Annotated in this window: 13 protein-coding genes and 1 riboswitch; of the genes, 9 read left to right on the forward strand and 4 right to left on the reverse strand. The window is 51.9% G+C overall.

The window, feature by feature from the left end; translation table 11 throughout:
- Positions 1-14 precede the first annotated feature (14 nt).
- The gene (nadA, locus tag B9Y58_RS00300; RefSeq protein WP_073053291.1) at positions 15-1031 is read right to left on the reverse strand and encodes a quinolinate synthase NadA; all 1017 of its coding nucleotides are present in this window, start codon (positions 1029-1031) and stop codon (positions 15-17) included.
- A 55-nt stretch (positions 1032-1086) separates the two neighbouring features.
- Positions 1087-1280, forward strand: a riboswitch (cobalamin riboswitch).
- A 3-nt stretch (positions 1281-1283) separates the two neighbouring features.
- Here nadA and B9Y58_RS00305 point away from each other — a divergent pair.
- Both B9Y58_RS00305 and B9Y58_RS00310 read left to right on the forward strand, forming a co-directional pair.
- On the forward strand, positions 1284-3371 hold the full coding sequence (locus B9Y58_RS00305) for a TonB-dependent receptor (protein ID WP_073053293.1): 2088 nt from the start codon (positions 1284-1286) through the stop codon (positions 3369-3371).
- A 38-nt stretch (positions 3372-3409) separates the two neighbouring features.
- Entirely contained in the window at positions 3410-4759 is a 1350-nt protein-coding gene (locus B9Y58_RS00310) for an NHL repeat-containing protein (RefSeq protein ID WP_143154610.1), read from the forward strand.
- 11 nt (positions 4760-4770) lie between these two features.
- Here the strand turns inward: B9Y58_RS00310 and dusA are convergent, their stop codons facing one another.
- Positions 4771-5754 (reverse strand): tRNA dihydrouridine(20/20a) synthase DusA, encoded by a 984-nt coding sequence (dusA, locus tag B9Y58_RS00315; RefSeq protein WP_073053296.1) that lies wholly within the window; start codon positions 5752-5754, stop codon positions 4771-4773.
- Complete coding sequence (locus B9Y58_RS00320; protein WP_073053298.1) at positions 5754-6578, reverse strand: tetratricopeptide repeat protein; 825 nt, start codon at positions 6576-6578, stop codon at positions 5754-5756. Before B9Y58_RS00320 ends, dusA begins: the two co-directional genes overlap by 1 nt.
- Positions 6579-6611: 33 nt before the next feature.
- Between B9Y58_RS00320 and B9Y58_RS00325 the strand changes: the two genes are divergently transcribed.
- The 7 genes from B9Y58_RS00325 to carB all read left to right on the forward strand — a co-directional run bounded on the left by B9Y58_RS00325 (position 6612) and on the right by carB (position 14140).
- On the forward strand, positions 6612-7130 hold the full coding sequence (locus B9Y58_RS00325; RefSeq protein ID WP_073053299.1) for a hypothetical protein: 519 nt from the start codon (positions 6612-6614) through the stop codon (positions 7128-7130).
- Between the two features lie 16 nt (positions 7131-7146).
- Positions 7147-7872, forward strand: a complete 726-nt coding sequence (locus B9Y58_RS00330; RefSeq protein ID WP_233247779.1) for a hypothetical protein — start codon at positions 7147-7149, stop codon at positions 7870-7872.
- Positions 7869-8807 carry a helix-turn-helix transcriptional regulator gene (locus B9Y58_RS00335; RefSeq protein WP_073053303.1) on the forward strand — a complete coding sequence of 313 codons (939 nt, stop codon included), beginning with the start codon at positions 7869-7871 and terminating at the stop codon, positions 8805-8807. Before B9Y58_RS00330 ends, B9Y58_RS00335 begins: the two co-directional genes overlap by 4 nt.
- 1 nt (position 8808) lies before the next feature.
- The gene (locus tag B9Y58_RS00340) at positions 8809-9936 is read left to right on the forward strand and encodes an AI-2E family transporter (protein ID WP_073053304.1); all 1128 of its coding nucleotides are present in this window, start codon (positions 8809-8811) and stop codon (positions 9934-9936) included.
- Between the two features lie 106 nt (positions 9937-10042).
- On the forward strand, positions 10043-10345 hold the full coding sequence (locus B9Y58_RS00345) for an HU family DNA-binding protein (protein WP_073053306.1): 303 nt from the start codon (positions 10043-10045) through the stop codon (positions 10343-10345).
- 144 nt (positions 10346-10489) lie between these two features.
- On the forward strand, positions 10490-10654 hold the full coding sequence (locus B9Y58_RS14500) for a hypothetical protein (RefSeq protein WP_158278292.1): 165 nt from the start codon (positions 10490-10492) through the stop codon (positions 10652-10654).
- Between the two features lie 267 nt (positions 10655-10921).
- The gene (gene carB / locus B9Y58_RS00350; RefSeq protein ID WP_073053308.1) at positions 10922-14140 is read left to right on the forward strand and encodes a carbamoyl-phosphate synthase large subunit; all 3219 of its coding nucleotides are present in this window, start codon (positions 10922-10924) and stop codon (positions 14138-14140) included.
- A gap of 463 nt (positions 14141-14603) precedes the next feature.
- Here the strand turns inward: carB and bioB are convergent, their stop codons facing one another.
- Positions 14604-15575: a biotin synthase BioB gene (bioB, locus tag B9Y58_RS00355; RefSeq protein WP_073054661.1), complete on the reverse strand. Its 972-nt coding sequence runs from the start codon at positions 15573-15575 to the stop codon at positions 14604-14606.
- Between the last annotated feature and the right edge of the window lie 71 nt (positions 15576-15646).

A 15646-nucleotide genomic window follows, 5' to 3' on the forward strand; every position in this document is an offset into this window, starting at 1 on the left:
CTAACCAACATCCCCTACTTAGCTGCGTAATAGAACATCGCGTCGATGCACTTCTTGGCGGCAACGCGGGTCGCTTCGTCAAGTTCTACGTGCTGCGCCTTTTCTGGGTGACGGAGTGTTTCCAGAATGTTTTCGAGCGAGTTCGACTTCATGTACTTGCACATGCTGCAGCTGCCAATGAATGTCTTGTTCGGGAATTCGTACTGCATGCGAGCGTTCAGACCGCATTCGGTGAGCAGCAGGAAGGGCGTGCCCTCGGGCTGTTCCTTGATGTAGTTCACCATCTGGCCGGTGCTGCCTACGTAGTCGCTCAAAAGGGCGACGCCCGGGTGGCATTCGGGGTGACTCACCACCTTGAGTCCCGGATTCTGGCTCCTAAAGAAGTTGATGAGTTCGGAATCGTAGGTCTCGTGAACGTAGCAGCAGCCGCTGTGGAGCACGATTTCTTTCTTGATGCCGCGCTTCTGCATTTCGTCGATCAGGTTCTGGCCCATGAGACCATCGGGCACGAATACGATCTTGTCGTTTTCGAGGCTAGAAACGATCTTCATCACGTTGCTGCTGGTGACGCACACGTCGCAGTTCGCCTTTACATCGGCGGTAGTGTTGATGTAGCACACGAAGGTGTGGTCGGGGTACTTTTCGCGGAGAGCCTTGACCTCGGCGCCGGTAATGGAGTCGGCGAGGCTGCAACCCGTAAGCGGGCCCGGAATCAGCACGTCCTTGGTCGGGTTCAAGATCTTGGCGGTTTCGCCCATAAAACGCACGGCAGAGAATACGATCGTCTTTGCGCTCACCTTGGTGGCGTCCTGACTCAGCTTGAAACTGTCGCCGTCGTAGTCGGCAACGCCCAGGATGATTTCGGGGGCCACATAACTGTGGGCGAGAATCACGGCATCGCGCTCCTTCTTCAGTTCGTTGATTTCGTTGATGAGCGGGAGCATCTGTTCGCACTTTTCCATGGAATAGGTGCAAAGGACGGCGCCCGGCTGAATGGTGCTGAGACGTTTGTAGAGTTCTTCTGCTGTCATGGGCGTAAATATAGCAAATTGTAAAAATATTTCTATATTTGAAAGCGAAAAGTTTCCTATGCCCTGAAAAGCCCATGCGGGAGCCCTACTGGGAGGCCTGCAAGGAGAGAATCCCGTGAAAGCCGGGGGCGGTCGCGCCGCTGTAAGGGAGGACGAAACCGGCATGAACCAATGTCGCTTGCGATGTGAAGGAGCCGGGAGTAGAGAGAGCCCCGAGCCAGAAGAACTGTGGGAAACGCTTTTTGAGGAACGATGCGAACGACGTCTTTCTTTAAGACCGTGCAAAGCGCGGTTTTGGGGTGCTACGTACTCATTGGGGGAGTGTTCTGTAGCGCCTTTGCGGAGCCTTCGGGTGATTCCCTGGAGGATGTTTCTGTTATTTCGGCAAAGCCTGTAGCTGTAGATGATGCGACCCCTGTGCAGGACCTGGGTTTGTCCGATGTGGTAGGTGAAGTTCCCGCGATTCAGACGCGAAACGCCAGTTACACTGAAATTACTGCTGCCGCATGGGAAGGCAAGTCGCTTACCGCTGCGGATTTGCTTGCGACACTGCCGGGAATCCAGTCGTACAAGCAGGGCGGGCTTGGGAGCTTTCAGACCGTTTCGGTTCGTGGAATTGCGGCCCGTAACATTCTGATTTGTGTAGACGGAGTGCCCTTGAACGATGCAAGTGGCGGTGCGGTGAATTTGGCGTCTGTAGACCTGAACCAGATGGAAAAGATTGAGGTTTACAAGAACAATGTGCCTGCAAAGTTCGGTGTATCGGGTTTGGGGGGCGCCATCAATTTCGTGACGAAAAACGCCGTGAAAAAGGGTGGACGTGTTTTAGCGGCCTACGGTAACCACAATACGTGGGAGGGCTCGTTTCAGGTGGCTGCTCCTGTGACCGACAGCATTATGTTCGCCTCGTCTTTTGCGACAAGGCATTCTGACAACGACTATGAGTATCTAAATCGTAATGGCACGCAATACAACGACGATGACGATTACATGGCGACTCGCGAGAATGCCCAGTATACCGATGTGTCTGGAAACGTCCAGTTCCGCATGTTGCACGGGAACGGCTATTTTTCAACGTTGTCCGTAACTGCTTCGCGTTTTGAAGGGGGAAACCCCGGTAAAGAAGAGCAGCAAACGAAAGTGGCTAAGTTTGTAGGGGAGTCGGCTCTCATTCGTTATGGTCTTGAGTCAGACAGTTACTTTGATGATAGGCTTTTCTTGTACGGAGGCCTTTCTGCGCGGGTCGATAAGAATTTGTCGAGTGCCTATTATCCGTTAGATCATATCGGTTACGGCAACAACCGCTTTATGGAATATGGTGCTGCCACTTATAAAGTTGTTCCTGAAATTTCGGCTGATTTTACGCCTATAGAACGCTTGAAAGGCTCTGCTCGTATTGCGGGGGAATGGGAACGAGCCGAGGCGCGAGGCGATTCTAAGGAATGGTCGCTGGATCGGTGGACTTTGATGGGCTCCGGTGATTTGTATTACCAAATATTTAAGTACGGTGGCTTGGGCGGCGAAGGCTCTGTCCAATTCTTGAAAGATGAATTGAACGATGGCGTTTTTGTGCAACCTTCCGGGTCGCATTTTCTAGAAGATGCGGCTGATCGCGAAGCCACTTTTGCGGGAAGGTTTTATACGCGCTTGGGTGCTTCCGAATCGCCTTTGACAGGAGAAGTTTCGATAGGACGCTTTTACCAGCAGCCCGCCTTGATGGAACTTTATGGAACATTCCCCGGCGCATTATCAAATCCGAACCTCAAACGTGAAAAGGCGACTAAATTTGAGGCGGCAGGGCTTTACAAATTCCCCGGGAAACATACAACGCTTCGTGCGGCGTATTTTGAGTCGCATATACAAGATGGAATTTGTTGGGTTATTTCGGTGGAACTTTTGCGCGCCGAAAATGTGGCTCGGTCACTTGTGCGCGGTGCGGAATTTGAACTCAATAGCAGCCCTTCAAAATTCTTGGATGTGCTGTTGCGGGCGACCTTCCAAAAAACAGAAGACCGGAGCAATTCTAATACGTATCATGGTAATATGCTTCCTGGTGAGCCTGCACGCGACTATTTTGCCGAGGCGACACTCCACTTGCCGCTGCATTTTGATTTTGCGTGGACTTCGCAGTGGCGAAGCGTAATATATAGTGATCGAGCGAATAAGATGGATCAGCCTGCCGTGGCAACACACCGAGCAAATCTTGCGTATTATCCGTTCGATAAAACCCGTTTGACTTTTACCGTGGATAATATTACCGACGAAAAGTATCGAAATTTCTATACGCCCTTCCCTATGCCTGGGCGAGAATACAAGTTCACAATCATACAGGGGTTCTAGCCCCCGCGCTAAACGCGTAAAGCCAGAAAAGGAAAAATATGAAACAGATGAAAAATAAACTTATCGCGGGCGCTGCCTTGGCAAGCCTTGCGTTCGGTCTCGTGGCCTGCGGTGACGATTCTAGCTCTACGGTGTTAGTCGTCGGCGACGATGCTGAACTCAGCTCTTCGTCCAACGACGACGCTAGCAGCTCTAGCGTCAAGGCTGAAAGCAGTTCCTCTGTTGCAAAGGACAAAAGCAGCTCCTCTGTCGCAAAGGATGAAAGCAGCAGTTCTGTGGCTAAGGACGAAAGCAGTTCTTCCGCTGTGAAGGATGAGAGCAGCTCCTCTGCTAAGGACGAAAGTTCTTCTTCTGTCGAGGAAGTCAGTAGCTCTTCTGCTGGAGATGTGGTAACGGCAGCTGTGTTTGGCTCTGACTATACTACGGGCGAACTTCGCTGGGTGATCAACGGTAAAAAAATATCTGAAAAGAGCATCGCGTTCTTCCAGGATTCCAAGGTGATTGCAAACGGTTCCGATTTGTATGTTCTCGAACGTATGAAGGCGGACAATATCACGAAGTTGAATTCCAAGGAACTTGAAGAAAAGGGTGCAGAAGCTGTTGTCTGGCAGATTTCGCTGGACGATAACGCAAACCCGGTTGACCTGGCTTTCGACGGCGAAAACGCCTGGGTTGCTCTCCAGAATGCAGACTCCCTTGTAAAGATTTCTACCAAGGATGGCAAGATTTCTAAGTCTATCAAGACAACGGATTTTGCTTACGAAGGTGAAGCATCTCCTTATGTGGCCGACATCGAACTGAACGGTGGTAAGCTTTATGTGCTGATGCAGCGCTACACGTCGGATCCGGCTACTTGGGTAACGACTTATCCTCAGGGACTCCTTGCCATTTATGACGCATCCACGGGTGACCTAAAGGATACGGTGCAGCTGCTGAAGAAGAACCCCACTGCCATGACGTTCTTTGATGGTAGCCTTTATGTGGCAAGCCAGGGCGAATACAATGCCGCTTATGGCACCGATGCCGATGAAGAACGCGGTATTGAAAAGGTGAACATTGCCGAAAAGAAGTCTGAACTGGTCGTGTCAGGCAAGACTCTTGGTGGTGGTATTTATTCTTTTGCTGCTGAAGACGGAATTGCCTATGCCGCCATTTACAAGGCCTATGGCGATGTACCTCTTGCCAAGATTGACCTTGCTGCAAAGAAGGCCTCCACGGTAGAAGGCATTGTCGATGCCGAAGGTTCTCTTGCTGTAAAGGGTGGCGTTGTTTATGTGGGTGACCGCAGCTATGCCAACGAAAAGGTCTTTGTTGTCAAGGACGGCAAGGCCTCGGCGGTTGAATCTGTGGAGGGTGCTCTCGCTCCGTATAGCATTGCTTTGTTCTAATCAAGTAGAACTTAAGGTTCTGTAACCAAGTCCATAGCCCTGCGGATCATTTCCGCGGGGTTGTTTGTTTTGGGGGCATTTTCGCCGAGGTACTGGCGGTACTTGCGAGCACCTGGTTTGCCGTTAAAGAGCCCGTAAATATGGCGCACTAAAATAGTGGCGGGTGTTCCGCGGGCCGCTTCCATTTCCACATAGGGGAGGTAGGCTTCGAGCAGCGCTTTGCGACTTTCGGGCTTTTTTGCGGAAGTGTCGTTGAAAATTCTTTCGTCGGCATCGAGCAGGAACCACGGATTTTCGTAAGCTTCGCGGCCAACCATTACGCCGTCTAAATCCAGAAGCTGTTCAAGCGTCTGGTCGAGCGTCTTGATGCCGCCATTAATCGAAATGTTTAGTTGCGGCATTTCGGCTTTTAGTTTGTGCACAAAGTCGTAGTGTAGCGGAGGAACTTCGCGGTTTTCTTTAGGGCTTAAGCCCTTGAGCCACGCCTTGCGGGCATGAACAATGAACACGCGGCAGCCCGCATCGGCGATGGTGCCTACAAAGTCGCGGAAGAATTCCCAAGAGTCAAATTCGTCGACACCGATGCGGCATTTGATAGACACGGGAATGCTCACGGCGTCTTGCATCGCCTTAAAGCAGTCGGCGACCAGGTTCTTGTCTTTCATGAGGCAGGCACCGAAGTTTCCGTTCTGCACGCGGTCCGAAGGGCAGCCGCAATTCAGGTTGACTTCTTGGAATCCCGATTCTTCGACCATTTTGCTGCACTTGGCCAAATCGGCAGGATTGCTGCCGCCCAGCTGCAACACCGCGGGGTATTCGAATTCCTGATGGCGCAGGAACTGGTCCGGGTCGGTATGCAGCAGCGCGTTGGTCGTCACCATTTCGCTGTAAAGCAGGATGTGTTTCGACAGTAACCGCAAGAAATACCGTTCGTGACGGTCGGTGCAGTCGAGCATCGGGGCGATAGATAATCTGCGGTTAAAATCAAGATTCATTAGATAAACATCATCGTGTTGAGTTTGGCGCGGTATTTCCACGTGAGTTCGTGCTTCGGACCCAAGACTCCGAACAAAGTAAGCATCGCCTTCTTCGCGGCGCCGTCGTTCCATTCCGGAGCTTCTACATACAAGTTCAGGAATGCCTGCAAGGCACTTTCAAAATCTTCGCTACAGGCGAGCTTGCAAGCTTCGTGGTACACGATCGCTTCTTTGCCCTGCACGTCTTTCTTGGCGGCTTCGGCGTGGAAGTCAAGGAGTTCCAGCAGCGATTTTGCTTCGCGGTACTGGTCGTCGGCCTCGGTGAACTTGGCAAGAACTTCCTTGGCTTTTTCGGTGTCGCCCATGCCGAGACTTGCCTTGGCCCACAAGAGCTGCAGCTTTTTGTCGTCGGGGGTCTTGGCAAGCGCTTCGTCGAGCATCGGGAGCGCCTGGTCAAAATTCTTCTGTGCAATGGCATCTTCCAGGGCCATCTGGAAGCGTGCTTCGTCGCTCACGAAGAACTTTTCGAGACGCTTCTTGAGGTCTGCTTCGGGGAGCACGCCCTGGATTACATCTGCAATCTGGCCCTTTTCGACAATGTGAACTTCGGGCACCGAGCGCACGCGGAACGCCTGGATCAGCTGCATGTTTTCGCGTTCGTCGCAACTCACGACGCCAAGCGTAAAGTCCATGCTGGTCGAAAGCGAGCCCAGCAATTGGGAATACGGTGCGCAGTCGGGGTATTCTGCAGAGGAGAAAAGGACTGCTACGGCGCGGGTCTCAGAGGCCTGCGCGACCTCGGTTTCAAAATTTTCAGCGGTAATCTGTACAACTTTAGCCATACTCTAAATATAGAAATAACTATATTCAATCATATGAGTATATGCCCTTATTGCAAATCGGAGGTGGCAGAAATCAAGTTCCAACATTTGGACTTGCGCATTTGCCCCAAGTGCTATTCAACGTTTTTTCCGTGCGACCAGACCATGGCTTTTCGCAGCGACTTAACTGACAAGTCCCGCGAGCTTTGGCTCAAGGCCTTGCTTGCCAAGAACGTGCAAGACCCGGCTTGCGAAAATCCGTGTTGCATTGACCACGGTGAACCGCTTGCTGCAGGCAAACTTCCGGATTACGGTTACGACGGCAAGGTCACCACTTGCTGCAAGATGTTCCATATGCCGCCTTCCATGACGATTACGCTTTTGAAACGCACCTTGGAACACCCGTTCCAGCAGGTAACGAAAGAAGGCAAACATCATTTCTTCTTTATCCGTGCTCTTGACGCCTTGATTAATAAACTGTTTGGCGAAAAAATGCCTGATGAAGATCCGCTGGACTTGGTGCAGTACAGCCTTCATTTGAAACCGATTCTGGAACCCGATTCCAATGACTAAAACCTATATCATTATAGTGGCGATTGCGGCTGCAGTTATTGTGGCGTACCTCGCCTTGCCCGATAGGCATTTTGCCGATAACGTGTTCCCGTTGCATGACGGGGCCACTGTCTTTGAATATGACGATAGGACGGATGGAGGCTTTTCTGAGACTTCGTTCGCACTTGCAGATTCCTCCTTGGACTTTAGCTGCATGCTGGGGGCCGATACTACGAAAAGCGCCTGGTGCGGACTTCTGTTCGATTTGAGTCGTGGAGAAGAAGCGCTGTACCGTAACTGGACGTTCGTGGACTCCCTGATTTTTGATTTGGAATCTAGCGGCACGGACGAAATTCTGGTGAAGGTCTGGACGTTTGATCCGGATGTGACCGACATCCAGAAACCCCGCACCTTCCGTTTGCTCATGAAGGAAATTCCGCTGACCAAGGGACGCCAACGGATCGCCATTCCCTTTGAACAGTTCTATACGCCGGATTTCTGGTTTGACGACGAACATGTGGACCGTACGCTGAATCGTCGACATCAAGAAACGGTGGCTCGTGTCGAATTTGCTCCTGGTTGGAATCAACCTCGTGGTAAAAAGTTCTCGCTCAAATTGTATTCCGTAATGGCCAAGGGTGTCAGTAATTTTTCTTTTGGCGTCGTGATGTTCATTATGCTTGGACTGATGATCGTGGCCATTGGCCGTACGCATTCCTACAACAAAGAAAACGAAAATAAAAAGGCGGAACCTAAGGCATGAAGAAAATCGTCATCGCAACAGCTACGCTTGTAGTTGCTGTCGCCGTATGGATTTGCCTGTTCGTCAAGTTCAGCGCATCAGAACAGATTCTGTTCCCGGGTGGCACTTATCAGGTGTACGCCGTTTCTGACGCAAACGTGGGTGGATTCTCGACAGTAGAACTTTCTAATCAGGATTCCGTTATCTCGGTTCGTGTGAATATACGTTCGGGTATGGCTTACCCTTATGCAGGTGTCGGAATCAACCTTCTTTCGGTGAACAACCGCCCGGCGACCGGGTTCTTCGATTTCTCGGATTTTGACTCGCTAGTCATCGATGTTGAAACGGGACGTATGCAGCGCGTCGGCATTAAGATCTTGAACGACGACCCGGTGTACAGTAAAAAGAATGTGTACCAGAGCTATCGCCCCATGGTGGCTCAGGCTCCGGTGATTATTCGCGACCGCGTGAGCCGCGCCTCCGTTTCGATGCTTGACTTTAAGGTCCCCGAATGGTGGCTTGCCATGCAAGGCCTCGAAGAAGACGATGGTTTGCGTTACATGAATCGTGGCATGTTCTTTGAAATCTGTAATGGCGAAGGAACCATGTTGGGTATTCCTGATGACATTGTCATACGTTCCATCAAGTTGTGGGGCGAAAACCGCACATTCAAGGCCCTGATGTATGTGGCTTTGGTGGTTGTGGTCTTGGTGTATGCGGGCGTGATTTCCCTGGTGGTTCGGAATTCCAAAGGTTGTGTCGCGAAACGTCAGAAAAACCAGGAAGACCTAAAATCCCGAATGGAAAAGGCCGCTGGTATATTGAAGAACTCGGACAAGTCTATTGCCGAAGTCGCGCTTGCCGTAGGTGAAAAAAAATCTGGGGCGTTTGAAAAGAATTTTGCCAAAGTCTATGGCGTAAAACCTTTAGAATACAGAAAGAAGAATGGTAAGTAAAATGCGTAGAATTTGGACTATTGACCGTGTGATGCGGCTCGTGATAATGGCTGCCGGCGTTGGCATTCTGCTTTGGGTATTGCATTACTTGAGTGGTGTGCTCGCTCCGTTTTTTGCGGCGTTCCTGATCGCCTACATTTTTGATCCGCTGGTTACAAAAATCCAGAACAAGGTCAGGTTCCGCATTATCGCTGTCATAGTAGTGCTTACGCTCATGATTCTTGTGGTGGGTGGAGCCTTGTGGCTTTTTATCCCGATGGTGGTGGGCGAAATCAGGCACCTTGGCGAATTGATTCCAAAGCTGTTTAACGATTCCACGTGGGCCGAACGCTTGTCGATGTTCGTGCCGAAAAACTTGTGGCAAGAAATAAAGACGTTCATTTCTTGGAACAAGGTTGCCGTCGCTATGCAGACTCTCGACTTCTGGAATGCGGCGCAGTCCGTGGCCGGAAAGGTTTTGCCGAGTGCATGGAACGTGCTTGCCAAGACTTCTAATTTGTTTGTGTGGCTCTCCGGTGCAATCCTTATCTTTATGTATCTCGTGTTCATTATGCTTGATATGCCTAAGCTTCGCGGCGGTATCAAGAAACTGTTTCCGACAAGGTATAAAGAGGGCGCGTCTGATTTCGCAAAGAAGATGGACGTGTTCATGGGTAGCTATTTCCGTGCGCAATCCTTGGTCGCGTTGACGGTTGGTATTTTGTATGCAATCGGTTTTGGAATCATCGGACTGCCTATGGGAGTCGCCTTTGGACTTTTCTCTGGCGCGCTCAACATGGTGCCGTATCTGCAGCTGGCGACAATCCCTGTGGCCTTACTGCTGGCAGTGGTCTATGCTCTTGACAAGGGAATGCCCTTCTGGGAAGTGGCCGCTATCGTTGCTGCGATTTATTTGGTGGTGCAAATTATCGAAGACATGATTCTTGTCCCGAAGATTGTCGGATCGTCGATGGATTTGCCGCCCGTAGGCATTCTCCTGTCGCTTTCTATCTGGGGAAAGTTGCTTGGTTTCCTCGGCTTGATCGTTGCGATTCCATTCACTTGTTTGTGTCTGGTGTACTTAGATAAAATTCAGAAGAAAGCAGACACGATTGTAGAGTCTGAAGGCGAACCACCGCCCGAGGCTTGATTTTATAAGGATTTTTCAAAAAATTTTCAAAAAAAGTGTGCCGCAACGCAAAAAAAAAAGTATAATATCACTATAAAATTCTTAACCTACTCAAGGAGTTAATAAAATGAATAAGCAAGATCTCATCGACGCCATCCTCGCTAACAAGGAAGCTGGCATTGAATCCAAGGCTGCCGCTGGCCGCGCTGTTGACGCCGTTCTCGACGGTATCACCGCTGGTATCAAGAAGGACGGTCTCGTTCAGCTGATCGGTTTCGGTACCTTCACTGTTAAGGAACGTGCTGCACGTACCGGCCGCAACCCGCAGACTGGTGCTACGATCAAGATCAAGGCTTCCAAGACTGTTTCCTTCAAGGTCGGTGCTGGCCTCAAGGAAACCGCTAAGAAGACCAAGGTTGCTAAGAAGTAATTTTGCTCTAAAGCGATTTGCTTTTGCACTCGGGATTTCCCGGGTGCTTTTTTTTGTGTTTTGAGGGGGGTATCTGAATTCTAAGTCCTGCCAACAGCGTTTTATTTGTTATCTTGTTGATTGTCAACTAAATAGCGAGGATTTATGATCCGTAAACTTATCGGTTTTGCTTCAATTTTGGCTTTGGCCCTTGCGTTTGTCGGTTGTGGCACGGCAAGCACAGAATCGGATGACCACTGCACTGTGGATCCGAATGCTCCGGATTGCGTTAAGGAAGAACCGGCGGCTGATCCTGCTGGCGAACCGTAAGTCGAAATTATTTTTCATTTTTTGTTTTTCGCCTTGAAAGGCTTACAATTTTTGTCTATATTTGCGCAAGTTTAAACCTTGAGCGAATTAGACAGGAAGATGAACAAAAATCTTGCAATGTCGAAGCCCCAGAGCTGCGAGACCTGCGCAATCCACTGCGCAACTGCAACGGGTTTTTCCAAGGTTAATAGTTTTTCTGATTTTGCTGGACTTTTTAGTTCAGCTTTTTTTTTAGGATTTAATAATTAGACAAACGGAGAAAACAAAATGAAGATTGAAGGCATCGACAAAGTCCTTATCATCGGTTCTGGCCCGATCGTGATCGGTCAGGCTTGCGAATTCGACTATTCCGGCACCCAGGCTTGCAAGGCCCTGCGCGAACAGGGTTACAAGATTGTGCTCGTGAACTCCAACCCGGCTACCATCATGACAGACCCGGTCATGGCCGATGCCACTTACATCGAACCGCTGAACGTCGCCCGCCTCACCCAGATTATCGAAAAGGAACGCCCGCAGGCCCTCCTCCCGAACTTGGGCGGTCAGACCGGCCTGAACCTCGCCTCTGCCCTGAGCAAGGCTGGCGTGCTGGACAAGTACGGCGTGAAGGTCATCGGTGTGAACCTCGACGCTATCGAACGCGGCGAAGACCGTGAAATCTTCAAGGAAACCATGCAGAAGCTCGGCATCGACACTCCGCGCTCTGGCATTTGCCACTCCGTGGAAGAAGCCGAAAAGATCGTTGCAGAAATCGGCTACCCGGTGGTGGTTCGCCCGGCATACACCATGGGCGGTGCAGGCGGCGGTTTCTGCTACAACGTGGAAGAACTCCGCACCATTTGCAGTAACGGTCTTGAACTCTCCATGACGCACCAGTGCCTCATCGAAGAATCCATTCTCGGTTGGGAAGAACTCGAAGTTGAAGTGGTCCGCGATTCCAAGAACCAGATGATTGCCATCTGCTTCATCGAAAACATCGACCCGGTGGGCGTGCATACCGGCGACTCCTTCTGCGCAGCCCCGTTCCTCACCATTGACAAGAAGCTCGAAGAAGAACTGAAGGAAAAGGCCTTCAAGATTGTGGAATCCATCGGCGTGATTGGCGGTACCAACGTGCAGTTCGCTCACGACCCGAAGACGGGCCGCGTGGTGATTATCGAAATCAACCCGCGTACCAGCCGCTCTTCTGCCCTTGCTTCCAAGGCTACCGGCTTCCCGATCGCCCTCATTTCTGCAAAGCTCGCCGCAGGCCTCACCCTCGACCAGATTCCGTACTGGCGCGACGGAAGCCTCGAAAAGTACACCCCGAGCGGTGACTACGTTGTGCTCAAGTTCGCTCGCTGGGCATTCGAAAAGTTCCGCGGCGTCGATGACTGCCTCGGCACCCAGATGAAGGCCGTGGGCGAAGTCATGGCTATCGGCAAGACCTACAAGGAAACCCTCCAGAAGGCTATCCGCGGCCTCGAAAACGGTCGTTCCGGCCTCGGCTTTGCCAAGGACTTCAACAAGAAGAGCAAGGAAGAACTCCTTGAAATGCTCAAGACCCCGAGCTCCGAACGTCACTTCCAGATGTACGAAGCCCTCCGTAAGGGTGCAACCGATGAAGAAATCTTCGCTTCCACCTACGAAAAGGCTTACTTCGTGCAGCAGATGCGCGAACTCGTGGAACTCGAAGAAGAAATGCTCAAGACTCCGGGTCGCCTGCCTTCCGATGAACTCCTCATCAAGGCCAAGAAGGACGGCTTCAGCGACAAGTACATCGCCAAGATTCTCGGCATCCGCGAAAAGGATGTGCGCAAGAAGCGTACGGAACTCGGCGTGGTCGAAGGCTGGTGTGCCGTGCCGGTGAGCGGCGTGAAGGACCAGTACTACTACTACAGCACCTACAACAGCAAGGACGAATCTACCGCTTCCACCAACCCGAAGAAGATTATGATTCTCGGCGGTGGCCCGAACAGAATCGGCCAGGGCATCGAATTCGACTACTGCTGCTGCCACGCTGCCATGGCCCTCCGCGAAATGGGTTACGAAACCATCATGGTGAACTGCAACCCGGAAACGGTTTCTACCGACTACGATACCTCCGACAAGCTGTACTTCGAACCGGTCTGCCTCGAAGACGTTCTCCAGATTTACCACAAGGAAAAGCCGGCTGGCGTCATCGTGCAGTTCGGTGGCCAGACTCCGCTGAACATCGCCCGCGCTTTGAGCGACGAAGGTGTCAAGATTCTCGGTACGAGCATCGATTCCATCGACATCGCCGAAGACCGTGACCTGTTCCGCAAGATGATGGACCAGCTCGGCATCCCGATGCCGGAAAGCGGCATGGCCACGAACATCGACGAAGCCCTCGCTTGCGTCAAGCAGATTGGCGGCTACCCGGTGATGATCCGCCCGAGCTTCGTGCTTGGCGGCCGCGGCATGGAAGTTATCTACGACGAGAACATGCTCCGCGAATACGTGGCGAAGGCCGTGGGCGTGACCCCGGACCGTCCGCTCCTCATCGACCGCTTCCTCCACAACGCTCTCGAATGCGAAGCCGACGCCCTCTCCGACGGCGAACACGTTTACATCCCGTCCGTGATGGAACACGTGGAACTTGCCGGTGTCCACTCCGGTGACTCCGCCTGCATCATCCCACCGGTGACCATCACCAAGGAAAACTTGGCAACCATCAAGGATTACACTCGCAAGATTGCAGAAGCCCTCCACGTTTGCGGCCTCATGAACATGCAGTACGCCATTGAAGATGGCAAGGTGTTCGTCCTCGAAGCAAACCCGCGCGCATCCCGCACGGTGCCGCTGGTCTCTAAGGTTTGCAATACCCAGATGGCCCGTCTCGCTACCCGCCTGATGCTCGGTGCCAAGCTCGAAGACCTCAAGCTCAAGGATAAGAAGTTCAACCACCACGGCGCCAAGGAAGCGGTGTTCCCCTTCGACAAGTTCCCGAAGGTGGACCCGGTTCTCGGTCCCGAAATGCGCTCCACCGGCGAAGTGCTCGGCCTCTCCGACGACTACGCCCTCGCTTACTACAAGAGCCAGGAAGCCGCAGGTTCCTTCCTCCCGAACGAAGGCGCCGTGCTGATTAGCTTGTCCGATAAGGTTAACTTGTCTGAACAGGCCATCGAAATCGGTAAGGAATTCCAGAAGCTCGGCTTCAAGATTTACGCTACCGAAGGTACCGCCAAGTTCTACGAAGCCGCCGGCGTCAAGTGCGAAGTGGTGAACAAGATTGCCGAAGGCCGCCCCAACGTCCTCGACATCATCCTGAACAAGCAGGTGAACCTCATCATCAACACGCCGTGGGCAAAGCGCGACGCCATCAAGGACGAAAGCGCCATCCGCAAGGCCGCCATCAAGTACAAGGTTCCTTACATCACGACCCTCGCCGGTGCGTACAACACCGTGAAGGGCATCGCCGCCGCTCGTAACGGACATGGTGCAGTGAAGAGCCTGCAAGAGTACCATGCTTCTATTGAAGAAGTGTAGTAGGAAGTAGACGGTAGGCAGTAGGAAGTGAACGTCATTGCGAGGGGCGAGAAGCCCCGAAGCAATCCACTCCTCAAGAGTCACCCTGGAGCGCGAAAGCGCGATAGGGTCCAAAACATTCAAAGGACTGCAGCGATGCAGTCCTTTTTGTCATTCTCACTAAATTGGACAGCTTCGCTTTTACACGAGAGTGAAAGCACGTTGTCATATTCATGGATTAACCTGCGAAAGAATGAAAAAAAATTCCCGGAGCGCATGGTGTCCGGGAAAATGGAGTACAAAAAAAAGCCGCTCTGGTGGGTCTGTCTCGTCTAGAGACTTGCGGCTCGCGATTGCTGACTGGAACGGCTGCGATGCCGGCGCTTCTTATCCACCAGAAGGGCTCAATCATTAATATACCACTTTATTTTTAAAGTGGTACGTTTTTCTTTATTTTCGATATTCCAAGTTGGAATAGTCGGTGCTAACCGATAAACCCGTGCGGGGTAAAGCCGAGCCCTTTCACCAGCTCGAAGTCCTTGCAGCTGTTGACACCGGCGGTGGTGAGCATGTCGTCGGTGATGGCTGCGTTTGCGCCGCTCTTGAAGGCGCGCTTGCCGTCGTCGCCCAAGACGCCGCGGCCGCCCGCGAGGCGGATGAATGCCTTCGGGTTGATAAATCGGTAAATGGCCACGATGCGGCAGAATTCATCGTTCGTGAGTTTCGGGAGGTTCTCGTAGGGCGTGCCCGGGATGGCGTTCAACACATTCACCGGTGTGGACTTGACGCCGAGTTTGCGGAGATCGAGGCACATGTCGATTCGGTCTTCCATGGTTTCGCCGAGGCCCATGATGCCGCCGCTGCAGATTTCAAGACCTGCGGCAAGTGCGTTCTGGAGTGCGCCGATTTTGTCGTCGTAGGTATGTGTGGTGCACACGTCGGGGAAGTGCCTGCGGTAAGTTTCCAGGTTGTTGTGGAAGCGAGTGAGGCCTGCTTCTTTGAGCTTGTCGAACTGTTCTCTGTTCAAGAGTCCTGCCGAAAGGCATACGGAAAGTTTGGTTTCTTTCTTGAGGCGGCGAATGGCTTCGCTGATCTGTTCCACGTCGCGGTTCGAGAGCGTGCGGCCTGAGGTGACTATGGAGTAACGCGGAATGCCTGCGGCTTCTTTCTTCTTCGCGTCAGCAACGATTTCGTCGGCGCTGAGAAGCTTGTATTCGGGGGCTCCGGTGTGGTAGTAGCTGCTCTGGGCGCAGTACTTGCAGTTTTCGGAGCAGCGGCCGCTGCGGGCGTTCACGATCGAGCAGAAGTCAAAGTCGTTGCCGTGGAATTTTTCGCGGATTTCGTTGGCGGCTTTCGTGAGTTCGTTGAGGTTTTCACCTAAAAGCTTGATTGCTTCTTCGCGGTTGATTTCGTAACCGCCTAAAACCTTTTCCTTAAGTTCCTGGATAAAAGACATATCTTGCTCCTTGAACATTTTCGCGTGCAAATATAGAAAAGATATATTATATTAAGAAGGTGAATTTTTAA

Origin of the sequence: Fibrobacter sp. UWB15 (assembly GCF_900177705.1) — a bacterium.
GTDB lineage: Bacteria > Fibrobacterota > Fibrobacteria > Fibrobacterales > Fibrobacteraceae > Fibrobacter.